This is a genomic window from Alcaligenes faecalis (assembly GCF_009497775.1).
Lineage (GTDB): Bacteria > Pseudomonadota > Gammaproteobacteria > Burkholderiales > Burkholderiaceae_B > Alcaligenes > Alcaligenes faecalis_D.
Genome location: NZ_CP031012.1, coordinates 3,950,813 through 3,969,359, shown reverse-complemented (window position 1 = coordinate 3,969,359; position 18,547 = coordinate 3,950,813). Strand labels below are relative to the sequence as shown.

General features: G+C 57.4%; 20 protein-coding genes and 1 pseudogene. 15 read left to right on the top strand and 6 right to left on the bottom strand.

The window, feature by feature from the left end; translation table 11 throughout:
- The first annotated feature begins 33 nt into the window (after window positions 1-33).
- From DUD43_RS18200 to DUD43_RS19300, 4 genes are read left to right on the top strand one after another with little or no spacing between them, the layout of a single operon-like run.
- Window positions 34-657, top strand: coding sequence for a glutathione S-transferase family protein (locus DUD43_RS18200; RefSeq protein ID WP_153231394.1), 624 nt, complete (start codon window positions 34-36; stop codon window positions 655-657).
- Window positions 658-669: 12 nt separating this feature from the next.
- Complete coding sequence (locus DUD43_RS18195) at window positions 670-1,701, top strand: LLM class oxidoreductase (RefSeq protein WP_153231393.1); 1,032 nt, start codon at window positions 670-672, stop codon at window positions 1,699-1,701.
- An 18-nt stretch (window positions 1,702-1,719) separates the two neighbouring features.
- The gene (locus DUD43_RS19305; RefSeq protein ID WP_228125852.1) at window positions 1,720-1,869 is read left to right on the top strand and encodes a hypothetical protein; all 150 of its coding nucleotides are present in this window, start codon (window positions 1,720-1,722) and stop codon (window positions 1,867-1,869) included.
- A gap of 39 nt (window positions 1,870-1,908) precedes the next feature.
- Window positions 1,909-2,208 carry a GNAT family N-acetyltransferase gene (locus tag DUD43_RS19300; protein ID WP_228125851.1) on the top strand — a complete coding sequence of 100 codons (300 nt, stop codon included), beginning with the start codon at window positions 1,909-1,911 and terminating at the stop codon, window positions 2,206-2,208.
- Window positions 2,209-2,380: 172 nt separating this feature from the next.
- On the opposite strand, the gene cml is transcribed toward DUD43_RS19300, so the two are convergent.
- Together cml and DUD43_RS18180 are read right to left on the bottom strand one after the other, a co-directional pair.
- Window positions 2,381-3,580, bottom strand: coding sequence for a CmlA/FloR family chloramphenicol efflux MFS transporter (cml, locus tag DUD43_RS18185; protein ID WP_153231392.1), 1,200 nt, complete (start codon window positions 3,578-3,580; stop codon window positions 2,381-2,383).
- A gap of 299 nt (window positions 3,581-3,879) precedes the next feature.
- Window positions 3,880-4,323 carry a helix-turn-helix domain-containing protein gene (locus tag DUD43_RS18180; protein WP_153231391.1) on the bottom strand — a complete coding sequence of 148 codons (444 nt, stop codon included), beginning with the start codon at window positions 4,321-4,323 and terminating at the stop codon, window positions 3,880-3,882.
- An 80-nt stretch (window positions 4,324-4,403) separates the two neighbouring features.
- Between DUD43_RS18180 and DUD43_RS18175 the strand changes: the two genes are divergently transcribed.
- The 5 genes from DUD43_RS18175 to DUD43_RS18155 all read left to right on the top strand — a co-directional run bounded on the left by DUD43_RS18175 (window position 4,404) and on the right by DUD43_RS18155 (window position 8,176).
- Entirely contained in the window at window positions 4,404-4,895 is a 492-nt protein-coding gene (locus DUD43_RS18175) for a DUF2938 domain-containing protein (protein ID WP_153231390.1), read from the top strand.
- Between the two features lie 28 nt (window positions 4,896-4,923).
- Window positions 4,924-6,111 (top strand): MFS transporter, encoded by a 1,188-nt coding sequence (locus tag DUD43_RS18170; RefSeq protein WP_153231389.1) that lies wholly within the window; start codon window positions 4,924-4,926, stop codon window positions 6,109-6,111.
- 120 nt (window positions 6,112-6,231) lie between these two features.
- Window positions 6,232-6,768, top strand: a complete 537-nt coding sequence (locus tag DUD43_RS18165) for a GNAT family N-acetyltransferase (RefSeq protein WP_228125850.1) — start codon at window positions 6,232-6,234, stop codon at window positions 6,766-6,768.
- Between the two features lie 76 nt (window positions 6,769-6,844).
- Window positions 6,845-7,165 carry a thioredoxin gene (gene trxA, locus DUD43_RS18160; protein ID WP_153231388.1) on the top strand — a complete coding sequence of 107 codons (321 nt, stop codon included), beginning with the start codon at window positions 6,845-6,847 and terminating at the stop codon, window positions 7,163-7,165.
- 156 nt (window positions 7,166-7,321) lie between these two features.
- Complete coding sequence (locus tag DUD43_RS18155; protein ID WP_153231387.1) at window positions 7,322-8,176, top strand: arylamine N-acetyltransferase family protein; 855 nt, start codon at window positions 7,322-7,324, stop codon at window positions 8,174-8,176.
- A 31-nt stretch (window positions 8,177-8,207) separates the two neighbouring features.
- Here DUD43_RS18155 and DUD43_RS18150 read toward each other — a convergent pair whose 3' ends face one another.
- Window positions 8,208-9,089 carry a LysR family transcriptional regulator gene (locus DUD43_RS18150; RefSeq protein WP_194273528.1) on the bottom strand — a complete coding sequence of 294 codons (882 nt, stop codon included), beginning with the start codon at window positions 9,087-9,089 and terminating at the stop codon, window positions 8,208-8,210.
- 169 nt (window positions 9,090-9,258) lie between these two features.
- Here DUD43_RS18150 and DUD43_RS18145 point away from each other — a divergent pair, with 169 nt between their 5' ends.
- Window positions 9,259-10,770 (top strand): MFS transporter, encoded by a 1,512-nt coding sequence (locus DUD43_RS18145; protein ID WP_153231385.1) that lies wholly within the window; start codon window positions 9,259-9,261, stop codon window positions 10,768-10,770.
- Between the two features lie 127 nt (window positions 10,771-10,897).
- Here the strand turns inward: DUD43_RS18145 and DUD43_RS18140 are convergent, their stop codons facing one another.
- Window positions 10,898-11,452 (bottom strand): GNAT family N-acetyltransferase, encoded by a 555-nt coding sequence (locus DUD43_RS18140; RefSeq protein ID WP_153231384.1) that lies wholly within the window; start codon window positions 11,450-11,452, stop codon window positions 10,898-10,900.
- 132 nt (window positions 11,453-11,584) lie between these two features.
- Here DUD43_RS18140 and DUD43_RS18135 point away from each other — a divergent pair, with 132 nt between their 5' ends.
- A complete protein-coding gene (locus tag DUD43_RS18135; protein ID WP_153231383.1) occupies window positions 11,585-12,439 on the top strand; it encodes a helix-turn-helix domain-containing protein in 855 nt (284 codons plus the stop codon).
- Between the two features lie 4 nt (window positions 12,440-12,443).
- On the opposite strand, the gene DUD43_RS18130 is transcribed toward DUD43_RS18135, so the two are convergent.
- Together DUD43_RS18130 and hutC are read right to left on the bottom strand one after the other, a co-directional pair.
- Complete coding sequence (locus tag DUD43_RS18130) at window positions 12,444-13,271, bottom strand: aminoglycoside phosphotransferase family protein (RefSeq protein WP_153231382.1); 828 nt, start codon at window positions 13,269-13,271, stop codon at window positions 12,444-12,446.
- Between the two features lie 25 nt (window positions 13,272-13,296).
- Window positions 13,297-13,986 (bottom strand): histidine utilization repressor, encoded by a 690-nt coding sequence (hutC, locus tag DUD43_RS18125; protein ID WP_228125849.1) that lies wholly within the window; start codon window positions 13,984-13,986, stop codon window positions 13,297-13,299.
- Window positions 13,987-14,302: 316 nt separating this feature from the next.
- Between hutC and hutU the strand changes: the two genes are divergently transcribed.
- The 4 genes and pseudogenes from hutU (at window position 14,303) to DUD43_RS18105 (ending at window position 18,542) form a co-directional block, all read left to right on the top strand.
- Window positions 14,303-16,033 (top strand): urocanate hydratase, encoded by a 1,731-nt coding sequence (gene hutU / locus DUD43_RS18120; RefSeq protein ID WP_153231380.1) that lies wholly within the window; start codon window positions 14,303-14,305, stop codon window positions 16,031-16,033.
- Window positions 16,034-16,051: 18 nt separating this feature from the next.
- A complete protein-coding gene (gene hutH, locus DUD43_RS18115; RefSeq protein ID WP_153231379.1) occupies window positions 16,052-17,587 on the top strand; it encodes a histidine ammonia-lyase in 1,536 nt (511 codons plus the stop codon).
- Window positions 17,588-17,872: 285 nt separating this feature from the next.
- Window positions 17,873-18,253, top strand: a pseudogene (locus DUD43_RS18110) (type II toxin-antitoxin system RelE/ParE family toxin); the annotation flags it as partial.
- Window positions 18,240-18,542 carry a helix-turn-helix domain-containing protein gene (locus tag DUD43_RS18105; protein ID WP_153231377.1) on the top strand — a complete coding sequence of 101 codons (303 nt, stop codon included), beginning with the start codon at window positions 18,240-18,242 and terminating at the stop codon, window positions 18,540-18,542. The pseudogene DUD43_RS18110 and the gene DUD43_RS18105, both read left to right, overlap by 14 nt.
- The last annotated feature ends 5 nt before the right edge of the window (window positions 18,543-18,547 follow it).

The window sequence follows — 18,547 nt, the reverse complement described above, 5'->3', positions numbered from 1 at the left end:
AGAAGAGCGAACTTTCAGTTTGAGAGCCACACCATGATTGATCTGTACACCGATAGTTCGCCTAACGGCTTTAAGGCGACCATCGCCCTGGAAGAGCTGGCGCTACCGTATCGCCTGCATCACGTGCGTATTGAAGCGAACGAACATAAGCAGCCGGAGTTTCTGACTCTGAATCCGCATGGGCGTATCCCGGTGATGAAGGATGATGAAACAGGTATTGTCCTGTTCGAGTCCGCCGCGATCCTGCTGTATCTGGCGGAGAAAACCGGCCAATTGCTTTCAAAAGACCCCATTCAGCGCTGGGAAACGATCAAGTGGCTGCAGTTTCACGCCTCCAGCGTGGGGCCGATTCTGGGCCAGCGCGTGCATTTCGAGCTGTTTGCCCAAGAGAAGATCCCGGCCGCTATCGAGCGCTACCGCCGTCTGGTGAATGATCTGTTCACCGTGCTGGATACACGCTTGGCCGACCATCCTTATCTGGCAGGACAGGACTACTCCATTGCCGATATTGCGCATTTTGGCTGGACGCATATTGCGCGGATTATCGACTTTGATTTCAGCCAGTACCTACATATGAGCGCCTGGCATGAACGTGTGGCCCAGCGCCCCGCAGTTCGCAAAGGCATCACCTTGCCTGAACCCGCTACCGGCGTTTGAGGGGAAAACATCATGACGATTGAAAAAAGCCTGACTCAAGGCGCATCTTTCCCTGCCTTTGCCAATCACCCTGGCTATAGCCGCATGTTTGCGCCGGGTCGCCTGACCATGGGTATCTTCCTGCCTCTGCGTTTTTATGAAGGCGATATGAGTGTGCTGGCTGGGCAGGCAGCGCTGGTAGAGGAGATAGACCGCCAGGATTTTGCAGCGGTGTGGGTACGAGACGTACCTTTGTATGACCCCAGCTTTGGCGATGCGGGGCAGGTGTTCGACCCCTTTACCTATCTGGCTTTTCTGGCTGCTCGCACCAAGCGGGTGGCTTTGGCCACGGGCAGCACGATTTTCTCCTTGCGTCACCCGATCGACCTGGCCAAATCCGCCTTCACCATTGATCAGTTGTCCGGCGGACGCTTGGTGCTGGGTATTGCTTCCGGGGACAGACCCGTGGAGTTTCCTGCCTATGGTGTGGAGCGAGCCGAACGGGCAGAGCGATTTGCACAGGCTGTCAGCTACTTCCGTCAGTTAACACAAGCGGGGCAACTGAATATCGACTCTCCGCTAGGCCGCTTCGATACGGCAGAGCTGTTACCCAAGCCCGTGCATGGCTCCATTCCCCTGATTGTCACCAGTTCCTCGGGGCAGTCGCCCGAATGGATTGCAGAGCATGCCGATGGTTGGCTGACTTACCCGGAAGCCACACATACACCGCTGGGCCCGCAAAGGCTGGCTGCCAAAATTCAGGCATGGCGAGCGCGGATTCCCGATGGCGGTTTCCGCCCGCACATGACCAATGAATGGCTGGATCTGGTGGACGACCCGGATTATCCACGCACCCCCTTGCGAGGTGGCTTTACACTGCGTACCGGGCGCAAGGGGTTGATTACCTTGTTGGAGGAATGGCAGGCAGCCGGAGTGAATCATGCCGCTTTGGGTATTCAGTTTGCGCAGCGACCTGCGGCGGAAATTATCCAGGAGCTGGCTGAATATGTGCTGCCGCATTTTGCCTCTCATCAGGAACAGCCTGCCCTTGCAACAGCATGGTAGCGACAGGGGAAGACAAGCATGACTAGCAGTTCAGAACAGCCAGTAGCCGATGGTATTCAGATCCGGGATTTGCAGCCCCAAGACCGGGCCGCTTGGGAGCTGCTGTATCGGCAGTACGCCGAGTTTTACAAAGAGCCCATGAATGAAGAGATCCTGGCTCGTACCTAGTCCTGGCTGCTGGATGCGCAGCATCCTTTGCAGGGGAAGGTGGTAGTTCCGGCGAATGGTGCGCTGCTGGGTTTGGCGCATTACCGTCCTTTCCCGGAGCCCTTGCTGGGCAAGGATGCTGGCTTTCTGGATGACTTGTTTGTGTCGCCTGAACAGCGAGGCAGCGGGCTGGGTCGCCGCTTGATTGAGGCTGTCGCCCAGGCTGGCAAGGAACAAGGTTGGCCGTTTCTGCGCTGGATTACGGCGCAGGACAATGCGCAGGCGCGCAGGCTATACGATGGTCTGGCTCAGGCAACAGCGTGGGTGACGTATGACTTGAACCTGGGGACGGCTTGCTGACTTAATGTCCGTAATCCCAGTCCTTATGTGTACTTGGGACTGGGATTACGGACATGGGTACGCTTGATTGCATTGTTGTCCGTCGTAGCTCGGTCCTGAAATGACTCATGAGCAGTGGCGACGGGTGGTCCAAATGAAGGGAAGGCTTATCGAAAGCCTTCCTTTTTTGACTTCAAGCCTCGCGTTTGCTCCTTGCCTCCAGCAGCATCAAAGCAAGCAAAACCATGCTGCTCATCCCCAGACCAAACACCACCAGCGGCCACGCAGTATCCCCATCCAGCAAGGTCACTGCCAAGGTGCCAATCACGCTAACGATCAGGCTTTCCACGCAAAAGTAGATTGCCACGGCGGAACCGGCCACGTCGTTGAACTGGGCCAAGGCGCCATTGGCGGTGACGGATACGGTCATCACAATGCCAATGGCGGCCAGCCACATGGGCAGGATAAAGCTGGCAAAGGAGGGTTTCAGCAAGAGCTGTCCTGTTGCCAGCAATAGGGCGGCAAGGGCGATCAAGCCCATGCCGCGTTTCAGGCTTCCCGCTGTGCCCCAGCGAGCCACAAAGGTTTTGGACAGGCGGGTGGTGGCAATCATCACCAGGGCAACGCTGGCAAAGGCCAGGCTGAAGCTCATTTCTGAATAAGCTGCTTGTCCGATCAGGACTCGTGGCGCGGTCGAGAAGTAGACAAAAAATGTTCCCATCCCGGTGGAAAAACCCAGGGTATAGACCCAGAACGCCGGGCTTTTGAAGACGGCCAGTGCGGACTGCTGTGAATGCATTGGCTTGGCAGGCCGGGTTTCATGCCAACGGAACAGCGCATGGATCCAGGCCAGCAGCCCCATTCCGGCCAGGCTCAGGAAGATGGCTTGCCACCCGCCCGCACGGGCAATCAGAGCACCTGCAATAGGCCCCAATGCGGGTACGAATGCCAGGATGGAGCTGAACAGGCTGTAGATCACCACGCCCTCGGGGCGGTCGGCATACACATCGCGCACCGTGGCAAACAGGGCCACAAGGGTGGCCGAGGCCCCCAGTGCTTGCAGCACCCGAAAACCGACAAAAGCCCAGGCGGAGCTGGACAAGGCAGCGGCTGTTGAAGCCAGCACGAACAGAGCGGCACCTGTCAGCAAAACAGGTCGTCGGCCTATGCGGTCCGACAGGGGGCCAAAGATCAGTTGCCCCGCACCCAATAGCAGCATGTACAGGCTAAGAGTCAGCTGGATGACGGCTGGGGTTGTGCCCAGAAGCTCCGGCATGGCCGGGACGACAGGCAGGTAAATATCCATCCCCAGGGAAGCGAGGATGTCGAAGGGCGCCATCAGCAGCAGGGTGGCTGGCAGCGTATAAGCCCAGGAAGAGCGTGAGGAAGACATAACAAAATTACCACTCGAAAAAGAGATCGGGCGGCGTCTGTTTGTTATCAATCAGCGGGATTGGAAGTACAGAACGCCGCAACAAGACAAGAGCTTGTTGCGGCTTACTCAGTTGCTGACTCAGTGCTCGTCATGCAGACGGCTCCTCACATAAATAGCTTGCAGATGTGTCGCGGGGGAAACGCTTGATGGCTGCGTCTGGCGCAGTCCAAAGGGATGTGGCGCGACAGCTGTTCATTATAGGGGGAGGTTTTTACAGCCTTGAAGCCTCGGCCCGTGACGGCTGTTGGTTTTTTGCCCTACAAGGTTTTGGCAAGACGTGACACCGCCTCGCTGGAGTTGCCCGTCTTGTTCTTCTTCACCCGGATGGCGGCAGCCTTTAGCAAGCGCTGGAATTGAGGGCATTGCGTATGGTTGGCGGCGGGGCAGTGGGCGGCGTGGCGCAAGCCTTCGCTCATGGCTTTCAGGCGCTTGATGGTGGCATCCAGTTGATCGGCCTTGGACAGCAGCAACTGCCTGTCTACCTGCGGAGAGCCATCGGGAGGCAGCATGGCCCGTATTTCTTCCAGCGACAAACCGCCCGCTTGCCCCAAGGCAATCAAGGCCAGTTGATCCAGCACTTGTGGGGTGAAACGACGCCGTTCTCCGGGAGCGCTGACCGCGCTGATCAGGCCTTCCTTCTCGTAATAGCGCACGGTGGAGGAGGGCAAGCCTGTTTGTTTGGCGACTTCTGAAATATCCATCTTGCACCTATTGACTTGAAGTTGACTTCAACTTCTATGATCGCTCAAAACGATGTGCTTATCAACGGAAAGGATTGCCAATGTTATCGATCAATGAGTGGGTGCATGTGATTCTGATCGGGGTCGGAGCCACCATCTTTATGGATATCTGGGGCCTGATTCAAAAGGCGATGGGCGTTGCCACGCTGAACTACGCCATGGTGGGCCGCTGGGCCGGATATTTGCTGCGTGGTCAGATCGCGCACAGCAATATCGGCAAGGCTGAACCGATTGCGGGGGAGTCTGCCCTGGGCTGGTTCATTCACTATGCCGTGGGCATTGTTTTCGCCTTTTTGCTGGTTGCGGTCTATGGCACCGCGTGGCTGCAAGATCCCCGCTGGCTGCCCGCCGTCATTGTGGGCACGGTGACGGTCGTGATGCCCTTTTTTGTCATGCAGCCCGCCATGGGAGCCGGAGTGGCTGCATCGCGTACCCCTACGCCTTGGATCAATCGTTTGCGCAGCTTGCTGACACACGCGATTTTTGGTTTGGGTATGTACCTTGCGGCCTTGCTGATCAAGCAAGTGGCCTAAGGCGCTGTAATTTGTTGGGACACCTGTCATGAGTAGCCTGAAAACCACTGGAACCATTCCGTCTGCCGTCTATCTGCTTGCCCTGAGCCTGTTTGCCATGGGCAGTGCCGAGTTTCTGATGGGCGGCATCCTGCCCATGATTGCGGAGGATCTGCGCATTTCCTTGCCTACCGCAGGCACCCTGATTTCAGCCTTTGCGGTGGGGGCGCTGATTGGTGGCCCGCCTTTTGCGATCCTGGCCTTGCGCTGGCCTAGCCGCAGTGCCTTGTTCATCAGTCAGCTGGCTTTTATTGCGGCTACGGTGGTCAGTTTGCTGGCACAGGGCTACTGGGCCATTTTGCTGGCGCGCTTTGGCATGGGTTTGGCCTATGCCTGTTTCTGGTCCGTGGCAGCGGCCACGGCTGTGCAGTTGTCGCCACCGGATCGCCGCGCCAAGGCCTTGTCCATTGTGGTCAGTGGTTTGACGGTGGCCATGGTGCTGGGCGGCCCGGCGGGGACATACATCAGTGAGGCGACAGGCTGGCGAGGCGGTTTCTGGGCGGTGATTGCCGTCACCGTGATTTCCGCAGTCGCCGTCCTGCTGGCCTTGCCCAAGCACACTGCCAGCGATGCAAAAGAGCCGGATCTGGTCACTGAATTGCGTGCCATGAAGCGTTCCGCCCTGTGGGTGGCCTATGCCACCACCATGTTCACCACGGCTGCGTACATGGGCACCTTTGGCTATATCGCCGCCTTGCTGATGGAAGTCAGTGGCTTGAATGCGGAATGGTTGCCAGCGGTCCTGATCCTGTTCGGTGTCGGTGCCTTTATCGGTTTGACGATAGGTGGCCGTACCGCTGATGGTCAGCCGCGTGGAACTTTGGTCGCGGGGATTATTGGCCTGATTATCAGCTCGGCCATCATCGCCTTGTTTGCCGCTTCGGTGTGGGCAACGGTTGCCATGGTGTTCATGCTGGGCCTGGCAGGTTTTCTATTGAACCCGGCAGTGTGGGGGCGTGTGTATGTGTTGGCACCGGATGCACCCATGTTGGCAGGGGCCACCAACGCCTCCGCTTTTCAGGCTGGTTTGACCTTGGCACCTTTGCTGGCCGGTATCCCGATCAGCCTGGGCTATGGCTTGGCCTCGGTTGCCTGGGTAGGCGTCATCATCGCGGTGGTTTCCTTGTTGTTGGCGGGACTGGATGCACGGCTAAGCCGGACGTCGGCTCACGCCTGAGCACCGCTGTGTCTGCTAGCAGACGGATGGGCAGATTCTGGAGGCTTGAAACCCCTCTGCAGGGTCATAACACACTGTGTTTTACTGCCCAGGGTCCTTATTAGAGTCAGGAGTAAAGCAATGAACAATATCGGTATGTACATGGGGCCTTGGCTGGTACGTCGCGCGACGGAGCAGGACGTCGCGGCTGTCCTTGCCCTGTTTGATGAAGCCATTGCCTGGTTTACGGAGATTGGCAATCAAGGGCAGTGGGGCACAGAGCCCTGGTCAACTCAAGAGCGCCAGATTGCCCGAATTCGCGAGGCCTGTGCCTTGCCTGGAGCCTGGGTGGCTGAAGACCAGGCAGGTCGTGTTCAGGGTGCCTTGATTCTGGGTGAGTCCATGCCCTATGTGCCCGCCGCGACCGAGCCGGAGGTGTATGTGCGCGTCTTGATTTGCTCGCGAGACCCGCAGGCAAAGGGGTTGGGACGCAGCTTACTGGGCTTTGCAGATGATCAGGCCCGACGTGCTGGTGTCGCGCAATTGCGTGTGGACTGTTACGGCGGTGGTACCGGGGCTTTAGTGCGTTTTTACGAGTCCTGTGGCTATGAACGCCTTGCTACTTTCCAGGTAGAAGACTGGCCCGGCCAATTGCTGGGACGTTGTTTGCCTGCCTGATTATTGCCTTGGATCGCCACGATATCGTGGCGATCTGGCGCGGGCTTTTTGCCCTTACTTTATGGAGTCTTCATTCATGCTCAAGAAACTTAATAACGACAATTTTGATGCCGAGCTGGGCCAGGCATCCCATGTATATGCCGTGCGTTTCTGGGCGCAATGGTGTGGCCCATGCCGGGTGATGGCACCCATTTTCAATGCTCTGGCGGACGATATGCAGGGCCGCGCCCAGTTTGGCGAGGTGGACCTGGACAAGTCGCCTGATCTGGCCGTGCGCTATGGTGTCCAGAGCATTCCGACCGTGTTGCTGTTCAAGGACGGCATGGTCATTGACCGCCTGGTGGGTGCGGTTCCCAAACAGAATTTGCTGAACTTCGTCAGTCAGCATAGCGCTTGAGCCACCAAGGGTCTGTCGCTTTGCTGGCAATGGGGTGTCGGTAGAGTGGCAGGCCCGGCTCACCGGGTGCAAGACAGCTTTGGGCGGTCGTTTTGCCTGTATAAACAGGTGGAGCAGACCGCCGTTTTTCATAATCGCGATTTTTTGAGGTGTCAGATGACTGCCATTTCTACAGCGGCTTTTCTTGATTCTTACTTTGCCCGTATCGGCTATCAGGGGCCGGTGGAACCGAGCCTGGAAGTGTTGCAACAGCTGCATGTGCTGCACCCGCAAGCGATCCCGTTTGAGAACATTGCGCCCTACCGGGGAGACAGTGTGCCTCTGGATCTGGAGGCCATTGTGGACAAGTTGATTCAGCGTCAACGAGGTGGTTATTGCTTTGAGCACAACACGCTGTTTCTGGCGGTTTTGCAGCAGATGGGCTTTAACGTTACGCCCTTGATTGCCCGCGTGCGCTGGCAAGTCCCCGCCGAGGTGGAAACTGGCCTGACGCATATGTTGCTGCGAGTCGAGATTGAAGGCCGTAGCTGGTTTGCGGATGTGGCTTTTGGCTCCACCACGCAAACGGCACCTTTGGAATTTGTGCTGGATACGCCGCAAACAACGCCACACGGCATGTATCGGATTACGCAGGCCGGAGAGGTGCTGAGCTTGCAGTTCCAAACTCGTAGCGGCTGGCAGACGGTGTATCAGTACGGCTTGGCTCCGGCCTCGCAGATCGATTTTGAAATCGGTAATTGGTACACCTCGACCTATCCGCAGTCGGTGTTCTTGAATAGCCTGCTGATCAGCCGCACCCAGCCCGGTATCCGCGAGCTGATGGTCAATGACACGTATACGCAGCGGGATAATGCGGGCCTGTCGCAACGGCATCAATACACGGATGCGACCGCCTGGGCCGAATGCTTGCAGACACGCTTGGGCCTGACATTAAGCCGCGAAGAAGCTCAGGAGCTGTTCTTGTGTGTGAGCCAGTCCCAGGATGCCGCTTCCGAGCTGACCGGGGGCTGATAGCCGGGCCGCAGTCGCAGGGTGTGCCGGGCTAGGCCTGGAAAACCGCCTCGCTCATGCAGTCAATAAAGGCGCGCAGCTTGGGCGAGAGGTTGCGGCTGGCTGGCCAGACAATCCACAGTGGCACGGTGTTATGGGTGTATTCATCCAGAATGGTTTGCAGCTGCCCGCTGCTTAAATGTTCCCCCACCGTGAAATCCGGCAGACAAGCGATGCCTTGCCCTTGCAGGGTCAGATGCACCCGCATTTCCACGCTATTGCAGACCAGTGTGCGGGGTAGCTCGGGCATGTCCTGTGTCTCGGAAATTGGCCATTGTTCCAGCCGCCCGGTATTGGGAAAGCGGTAGTGCAGGCAGGCATGGTGTTGCAGGTCCTTGGCCTGTAGAGGGCGACCACGTTCCTGCAGATACTCGGGGGAGGCGGCCAGGACACGGCGGAAGGTGCACAGACGGCGGCGCATCAGGCCGGAGTCACTCAAGGCGCTGGCACGGATGGCCGCATCAAAACCCTCGCCAATCACATCGACCAGACGGTCGGAAAAATCCATATCCAGTTCCACGGCCGGGTGACGCTGCATGAAGTGGCTGATGGCCTGCTGAAACAGGCCGCTGTAGCGCGGCAAGCTGATTCGCAGGGTGCCGCGCGGCATTTCACTGGCTTGGGACATTTCCAGTTCTGCTGCCTCGATTTCACTCAAGATGCGTCTGCAGCGCTCCAGAAAAATCTTGCCGTCGGCAGTCAGGGCCAGAGTGCGGGTGCTGCGGTGAAACAGGCGCACTTTCAGCCGCTCTTCCAGACGGGCGATGGACTTGCCTACTGTGGAGGGCGACAGGCCGGATTCGCGGGCCACGGCCGAGAAGCTCAGGCGTTCCGCCACGCGCACGAACAGGCCGATATTGCTCAGGTTTTCCATCATGGTGCCGACTTTATTTAAGAATTTATTTCCTAAGTATTAATAACTGTAGTGTATTTTTCTTTGATGCGGTGACGCTTAAGCTCCTGAAATCGACCCCGATCATGCGGGTATTTCATACCGTGTCCATTTCTGTTGGGCACGCACGCTTTAGCAGTCAACGAGAACCATGCTTTCCTCTTCTTCCTCGCCGGCCATGCGTCGGCTGCAATTATTGTCAGCCTGTTTAACGGCTTTATTGATCCCCTTGTGCTTCACCGGCCCGGCAGTGGTGCTGTCGGCCATCAGTGCGGAATTGGGTGGCAGCGCCGCGCAACTGAGCTGGATCATGAACGCGTACATTCTGAGTTACGGCGGTGCCATGATGGTGTCGGGCAGCCTGACGGACATTTACGGTCAGCGCCGCATCTGGCTGATTGGCATGTTGTGGTTTTGCGCCTTCACCATCGCCATTCCTTTCATGCCCTCCGTGTTCTGGATTGATATCTTGCGCATGATGCAGGGCCTGGGCGGTGCCGCCGCTTTTGCCGCTGCCATGTCCTCTCTGGCTCCCTTGTTTGAAGGGCGTGCACGGGCGCGGGCGTTCAGCTTGTTAGGTACGTCTTTCGGCCTGGGCCTGTCTTTTGGCCCCTGGTTTTTCGGCTGGATTGTGGAGGCGCTGCAATGGCAAGGCGTGTTCTACGCGACCGGGGCTATTGGCGTGGTCGGCTTGCTGCTGGTTCTGATCAGCACCAAGCCCAGTCAGGGCGGCTCGCAGGGTGCATTGGACTGGCCGGGTGCCATCAGCTTTACGCTGGCTTTGGGCCTGTTTACCTATGGCATGTTGCTGATCCCGGAGCGGGGCTGGTCCGATAGCTGGGTGCTGTCCACCCTGCTGGCCTCTGTTGTCGCCTTTGTGGGCTTTGTCTGTATAGAGCGCCGCGTTGCGCAGCCCATGATTGATTTGAGTTTCTTTCGTGACCCCGGCTTTGTGGGTGTGCAGGCTTTGGCCGCAGCCCCCGCATTCCTGTTCATCGTGCTGATTGTGTTGTTGCCCGGTCGCTTTATGGGGATTGATGGTTACGGCGCATTGCAGGCCGGGCAGATGATGGTTTGGTTGGCCGCGCCCTTGTTGATCGTGCCTTTTGTGGCGGCCTTGCTAACTCGCTGGCTATCGGCAGGCACCTTGTCCAGCCTGGGTTTGCTTCTGGTAGCCGTGGGTTTGTGGACTCTGGCGGAAGGCTTTGATGCAGGTGGCGGTCCAGCCCTGCATCTGCCTTTATTGCTGATCGGCGTGGGTATCGGTTTGCCCTGGGGTTTGATGGACGGGATGGCGGTCAGTGTGGTCAGCCCGGATCGGGTCGGAATGGCCACGGGTATCTTCAATACGGTGCGGATCTCTGCGGATGGTGTGGCCATTGCCGTGGTCAGCGTGCTGCTGGCTACCTTGATTCAGCATCACCTGAGTGTGGACAGCACTGCGTTTACACAAGCGGCGGTTCTGGAAGCAGCCAGTCGAGCGGCTTTGGGTGAATTGCAGTTGGCCGCGCAACAGCTGCCTGGTTTGGAAGCGCAATTGGCTGCCAGTTATGCCGCTTCATTTTTGACGGTGCTGCATGCGCTGGCAGGCCTGGCGGCCTTGATTGCCGGTCTGCTCTTTGTCTTGTTGCGACAGCCCAAGCACGCTTTGCAGACGGTCTAGAAGACACCGCGTGCGCTGCACGCGATGCCCAAGGTGAACGGCCCCCAAACGCCTGGGACAGGTATCCAGGTTTTGGGGGCCGTTCTACACCCAGAGCGGCGGCGTGGGTGTGGGTTACGACAGGTGTTCAGGCCTGTCGTTTGGGCAAGGCCAGCCATTCCTGAGCGGTAATGCGGCTGATGTGTTCAGTCCGGTAGTCCTGTAGGAACTGGTTGTACTTGTTTTCTTCGGTGTGATGATGGCGAAAGCCACACTTGGTTTGCGCAATCTGCGATTGGGCATTGTTGGCAAAGTAGCCGCACCACAGGGCCTTCAGCTTCAGCGTTTCAAAAGCGTGTCGCATCACTTCGCGCACGGCCTCGGGGATCAAGCCCTGACCCCAGTAAGGGACGCCAATCCAATAGGCAATTTCGCCTTCTTCTTCACTGATCTCGAAGTTGCTGTTCTTGCCGATCAGGATGCCAATGCAACCGACAGCCCGGCCATTGTCCTTGTGCTCGACGGCATACACTTCGGGCATATTGAAAACTGTGCGGATAATTTCGGCACTTTCCTCAACGCTGGTATGAACCGGCCAACCTGCAATCGGGCCGACTCGCTCGTCTTTGGCGTATTCGTACAAATCCTCGGCGTCGCTGTCCTGCCAGGGGCGTAAAATAAGTCTTTCTGTTTGGAGTTTCATTTTCTTTACTCACAATTAAGCAGAAAACAGAATAGAACCTGGCGGCTTGGGGGAACAGAGCAGTACCTTGGCAGTTTCGGTACTTTTAGCAAGTCCTGCGGATTGTCGGGTCGTAAAGGAAAGACGAACACCATGCATCAGATCCCACAATTATTCAGCGCCCAAGACAGCTGGCTGACAGGCGAGACAACGCTGGCGGAAGGTGTGGGAATGCCTTTGTCTTTTGGTCATGCCTATATGACCTTGATGATCTGCCTGTCAGGCCGCGCCCTGGTCAGCCTGAACTTCAAGGATCAGGTCGTACGGCCCCATGATGTGCTGGTGCTGGCGGAAGACACGATTGCGCTGCTGAAACGGCGTTCGCGCGGTTTCAAGGTGTTTTTCCTGTTGATGCCCAAGAATCTGGCCTCGGAAGTGGCGTATCAGCTGCCTAATCCCTTGTTTGTGTTCCTGCACGACAATCCGCTGTGTGTGCCGCCGCAGAAGGACCGAGCTTTGCTGGCGGCCTGGCTGGTGCAACTGCGCGAGATTGTGCGGACCCGCACGCTGTATCAGCACATCATGTTGCGCAATCAGCTGCAGAATTTCTTTCTGCGCATTGCCGAGCAGATTCCGCCTGAATACCAGGGCAGCCAGCAGTTCAGCCGCAAGGAAATGATCAGCTGGCGGTTTTGGGAACTGGTTGGCCAGCAATGTCGGGAGCATAGGGAGGTGAAGTGTTATGCGGATGCGCTCAACATCACCCCGTTTTATCTGTCTCAGCTGACCAAAGAGTTTTTCAACGACAGCCCCAAGGCCTTGATCGACAGGCAAGTGGTTCTGGAGATCAAGGCGCTGCTTTCCTACAGCCAGCTGGCGATCGGGCAGATTGCCGATCAGCTGAATTTTGAGGATCCGTCCTATCTGTGCCGTTATTTCAAGCGCCACACAGGGCTGTCTTTGACCCGCTATCGCAAGAGCGAAGAAGTCGAGAGCGGGCGGGCTTAAGGTTTCAGGACAAGGTCTGTGCGGCCAGCGCTGCAATGCCCAGTGCAGTAGCCGGATCGCTTTCGTCTTCAAAATGCCAGGTGGCCGACAGGCCGCACCAAGCCAGAATCCATTGCAAGAGCCGTTGCCGGTCCAGTTGGGCATAGTGGGATACGGTGTTCACCCGTGCCAGAAATCGATCAGCATCAAGGGCGGTTTCAGTATCCGGATTGCAGAACAGATTGGCGTAGTCAAAAGCGCGTTCCCCGATCAAGCCTTTGGGGTCGATAGCCAGCCAGCCGCGTGGTCCAAAATCCAGAATATTGTGATGATGAATATCGCCGTGCAGACACACGATGTCGCGTGTTTGGGCAAGCAGTTTCCGTGCAGTGTGGCGAGCGCTGGAAAGGAGAGGGTGCAGGCTGGTATCAACGTGCTCAAGCGGCTGAAACCAGTCGTGTAGCGGGGTCAGTGTGCCGGGAGCTGCACGGGGGTTTTGAGGGTTCTCGGCCCTTGATGATGCCTGGTGCAATTGGGCGACGACATCGCAAATAATTCGGCTGGCTTGTTCATCCTGATCGGCATGGCTTAGCGCCACCAGACTTTGGGTTCCTGTGGCGCGCTCCATCAGCAGGGCATTGCTCGCGCGGGCCAGTACCTTGGCGGCCCCTTGGCCTTGCCACCACTCCAGCAGATCGTAGCCCTGGATTTCTTCGGGAGAGGTCGAGACTTTCAGCATGGCGGCCTGGCCGTGCCATTGCACCGGCAGCAAGTGCGCATTGCCGCTGGTAAAGGTGGGGCCATCCGCGTTCAGATTCCAGAGCTGCAGATAGTGAGTCAGGGAATTGGGCATGGGGGATCAGTTGCCAGGGAGCGGTTTACATCCGTCCCGTGAATTTGTAGCGATCGCCGGGATGCCAGAGTCTGGCATGAGTAGTGAACTGCTCGCTGGAAAAAGTGCGGCGGTCCATCACCAAACAGGGCTGTTGCTCTTGCATGTGCAGGGCCTGTGCGATTCCGGTGGGCGGCACCAGCACTTCAATGCTGTAAAAGCCGGTCGGCAGGGGAGCAACCCGCACCAGATACTCATTAGGCGTGATCTGGCTCCAGTCCTGCTCCATGTAATCCGGTGCCATTTGCGCATCCACCAGACGATCCTCGTACTGGATGGGTAGGCCGTTTTCAGCATGAACAATAATGGAATGAAACAGCGCCGCGCCCGGTGCAATGCCATACAGCCGCGCTTGAGCCGGGCTGGCCTGCAGCCGCTCCATGCTCAGCACCTGACAGCTGTGTTGGTGGCCGCGCTCCCGTATGTCCTGCGCGATGCTGCGTATCTCGATCAGGGTGGACTGGAATTTGGGCTGTGCGACATAGGTGCCCGAGCCTTTGATGCGGACCAGCAGCTCATCGTTCGTCAGTTCCCGCAGTGCGCGGTTGACCGTCATGCGCGACACGCCAAACTGCTCGCATAAAGCCAGTTCGGTGGGGATCAGATCACCTTCACGCCATTGGCCGGACTGGATTTTTTCCAGCACAAAATTCTTGATTTGCAGATAGGCAGGCATGCTTGGTTCAGTTGACGAATGACTCGTCTGGGGGACATCCATTTTTATGCTTTCCTGTAGGACGTGTTCTCACGCAAAAGAGTCTCGCGCAGGCCAGATCTGAGGTCGTGCACCAGGCCGCGGGTGATGCCTTGCCATGCTTACATTCACTGGCTTATGCAAGGCTCTCTTTTATATGTATAGACAACTTGGGAAAATGACTATACATTGGCATGAGCTTACAAGAAAACCGTTGTTTTGTCGGCGCTTGGACCTGCCTTCCGTGTATGGAAACAGCCTGCCAGATAGAACCAACGCGTATCCAGAGACACCTCAGATGGAGGACATCACCATGCCTGATCATCACACTTCGGCGGCCAGCCAAGATCCCCGTTTCGATCCTGCGCGGGAGATTCATGCCCCGACGGGCACAAAGCTCAGTTGCAAGAACTGGGTGGCGGAAGCGGCGTACCGCATGATTCAGAACAATCTGGACCCGGCCGTGGCCGAGAATCCCCAGCATCTGGTGGTGTATGGCGGCATTGGGCGTGCGGCGCGGAACTGGGAGTGCTATGACCAGATTCTGGCCAGCCTGCGCCAGCTGGAGGACGACCAGACTTTGCTGATTCAGTCCGGCAAGCCGGTGGGTGTATTCCGTACTCATAGTGATGCACCACGCGTGCTGCTGGCCAACTCGAATCTGGTGCCCAAATGGGCCACCTGGGAGAAGTTCCACGAGCTGGATCAGGCCGGTCTGTTCATGTATGGGCAGATGACGGCGGGAAGCTGGATCTACATTGGCAGCCAGGGCATTGTGCAAGGCACGTACGAGACTTTTGCCGAAGCAGGTCGTCAGCATTTTGGTGGTTCGCTGGCTGGGCGCTGGATTCTGACTGCTGGCCTGGGTGGCATGGGTGGCGCACAGCCTTTGGCTGCCAGCTTTGCCGGGGCGGTATCGCTGACAATTGAATGCAAGCAAAGCAGTATCGACTTCCGTTTGCAGACCCGTTATCTGGATAAGCAGGCGCGCGATCTGGACCATGCGCTGGAACTGATTGCCCAGCACACGGCCGCCAAGGAGGCTGTGTCGATTGGCTTGCTGGGTAACGCTGCCGACGTACTGCCTGAACTGGTGCGACGTGCCCAAGCTGGTGGTTTGAAACCTGATCTGGTGACGGACCAGACGTCCGCCCACGATCTGCTCAATGGCTATTTGCCTTCGGGTTGGACGGTGGAGCAGTGGCAGGCGGCGCAGAAAGACCCGGCGCAACACGCCCGTATTCAGCAAGCCGCTGCCAAGTCCTGCGCCGTTCATGTACAGGCCATGCTGGATTTCCAGAAAATGGGTATTCCGGTTGTGGACTACGGCAATAACATTCGCCAAGTCGCGTTTGATGAAGGCGTGGCCAATGCCTTCGATTTCCCCGGTTTTGTACCTGCCTATATTCGCCCCTTGTTTTGCGAGGGCAAAGGCCCGTTCCGTTGGGTGGCCTTGTCAGGCGACCCGGAAGACATCTACAAAACCGATCAAAAGATCAAAGAGCTGTTCCCCGACAATCAGCACGTGCATCGTTGGCTGGACATGGCGCAGGAACGTATTGCTTTCCAGGGCCTGCCTTCACGAATTTGCTGGCTGGGTCTGGGCGAGCGTCATCGTGCCGGTTTGGCTTTTAACGAAATGGTGCGCAAGGGCGAGCTGAAAGCGCCGATTGTGATTGGTCGCGACCATCTGGATACCGGCTCGGTAGCCAGCCCCAACCGCGAAACCGAAAGCATGCGTGATGGCACGGATGCCGTGTCGGACTGGCCTTTGTTGAATGCTTTGCTGAATACCGCAGGCGGGGCCAGCTGGGTCTCGCTGCATCATGGGGGCGGGGTGGGCATGGGCTACAGCCAGCACGCTGGCATGGTGATTGTGGCCGACGGTAGCGAGCAGGCGGCGGCCCGTCTGGAGCGGGTCTTGATTAACGATTGCGCCAGTGGTGTGATGCGTCATGCGGATGCAGGCTACGAGCTGGCGATTCAAACGGCCAAGAATTTCGGGCTGACACTGCCCATGATCAAGTAAGAAAAACAGGACAGATAAATGAGCAAGAGTATCGAGCTTTCTCCCGGCGCACTGACTTTGGCACAGCTGCGCCAAATCTGGCAGGAACCGACTGTTCTGACTCTGCCGCCACAGGCGATCGGGGCCATGGATGCGTCCTCGGCCATTGTGGCCAAGATCATCCGTGAAGGTAATCCGGCTTATGGCATCAATACCGGCTTTGGCAAGCTGGCCCAGCAACGCATTCCCGACCACGATCTGGAACAGCTGCAAAAGAACCTGATCCTGTCGCACTCCGTGGGGGTGGGCGAGCCGGTGTCCGATGCGGTGGCACGGCTGATCATGGCTATGAAGATTGCCAGTCTGGCGCGTGGCTTTTCAGGCATACGCTCGCATGTGGTCACGACCTTGCTGGACATTCTGAATGCAGGCGTGGTGCCTTTCATTCCGTCCAAAGGTTCCGTAGGCGCATCGGGTGATTTGGCACCCTTGTCGCACATGACGCTGACGCTGATCGGTGAAGGGCAAGCCAAGTGGCAAGGCGAATGGATGCCTGCCCAGCAGGCTTTGGCCAGGGCGGGTATCACCCCGATTGTGCTGGCCGCCAAGGAAGGGCTGGCGCTGATCAATGGCACGCAAGTGTCTACGGCCCTGGCTTTGAATGGCTTGTTCCGCACCCAGACCTTGTTCCGCAATGCGATTCTGGCCGGTGCCTTGAGTGTGGACGCCGCCAAAGGCAGTGATGCGCCTTTTGATGCGCGCATCCATGAGGTGCGTGGACAGCCAGGGCAGATTTATGCAGCCCGCCTGTATCGGGAACTGCTGGCTGGCAGCCAGATTCGTCAGTCGCACCGCGACAATGACAACAAGGTGCAGGATCCCTACAGCTTGCGTTGCCAGCCCCAGGTGATGGGCGCGATTCAGGATCTGATCACGCAGAACGAACGCAGCTTGCTGACGGAAGCCAATGCCGTCACGGATAACCCGCTGGTGTTCCCAGGCAAGAACAGCGAGCCGGATCAGGTAATTTCCGGCGGCAACTTCCACGCCGAGCCAGTGGCGTTTGCTGCTGATGGCTTGGCTCTGGCGATTGCTGAAATTGGTGCCCTGGCAGAACGCCGTGTGGCTTTGCTGATCGACGCCAGTATTTCCGGCTTGCCACCGTTTCTGGTTCCATCCGCAGGCTTGAACTCGGGCTTCATGATTGCCCATGTGACCGCGGCGGCTTTGGCTTCAGAAAACAAGTCGCTGGCACATCCTGCCAGTGTGGATAGCCTGCCTACTTCCGCGAACCAGGAAGATCACGTCAGCATGGCAACCTTTGCGGCGCGCAGGCTGGAAGACATGGCACAGAACACGGCTGCGATTATCGCGATTGAATTGCTGTGCGCAGCACAGGGCATTGATTTCCATGCCCCTTTACTGACGTCCGAGCGCTTGAAGAAGGTGCAGGATGCAATTCGTCAGGCCGTGCCTTTCTACGATCAGGACCGTTATCTGGCTCCCGATATCGAGGCTCTGAAAGCCCTGGTGCTGGACGAGAGCCTGGCAGCGACGGCGGCTGATCTGTTCTAGTTTTCATGAAGTACTGCTGATTGTTTTTGTCTCCACGAATTTGTCCCTGGCCTGGATCACCAAGCCGGGGATTTTTTTGTTTCATGACGGCCTGTATTGCTAGCTAAGGCGTGCCAATCAAGATGGATATAAAGCTCACAAGTCACATGGCTGTGGCGATGTGTATGCGCTATGTTCATAAGGAGGATAAGCCCGCGTGGGATGGGGCGAGCGGGTTGCGAATTGGCTGCTCCACGACGAGAGATTGATAAGTATGCCCGATACGGGTATAGTTTGGAGGTCGATATGACGCGCGTTCTCAAGCGCAAAGACTTTGCGCGATGGCAGGCGGCTGAGAAGCTGCCCGATATTGCCTTGTGCAAGGCGGTTCAGGAGATGGAAAGCGGTCTGATCGATGTGGACTTGGGGGGCGCCTTATACAAGAAGCGGGTAGCTCGTCCTGGTGGTGGCAAAAGCGGCGGCTATCGCAGTTTGCTTTCGGCCCGAATAGGTAGCCGTTATGTGTTCCTGCATGGGTTCTCCAAGAGTGACAAGGGGAACATCACGCAGGATGAGAAGAAAACGCTGCAATTTGTCGGTAAGGTGTTTTTGGGCTTGTCCCCGGAAGCCTTGTTCAATGCATTGCAGGCTGACGTGTTATTGGAGGTGCATTGTGAGCAAGATCATCGAATCGCTACGCGGCGACCTGGCGGCTCTCCAGGAGGTAGGAGCGATCGGCAAGGTGACGATGCGCGAGTTTGACGCAATTTGTCCGCCGCCAGTTCGGGAGTTTGATGCGGTTGATATCAAGCGGCTGCGGGAAGGCTTGAAGTTCAGCCAGCCGGTATTTGCGCTTTATTTGCATACCACGGCATCGACCATACGCAAGTGGGAGCAAGGTGAAACCCATCCTACTGGCCCGGCGCTCAAGTTGCTGAACATCATTGCCGACAAGGGCTTACAGGCCATTATCTGATTTTT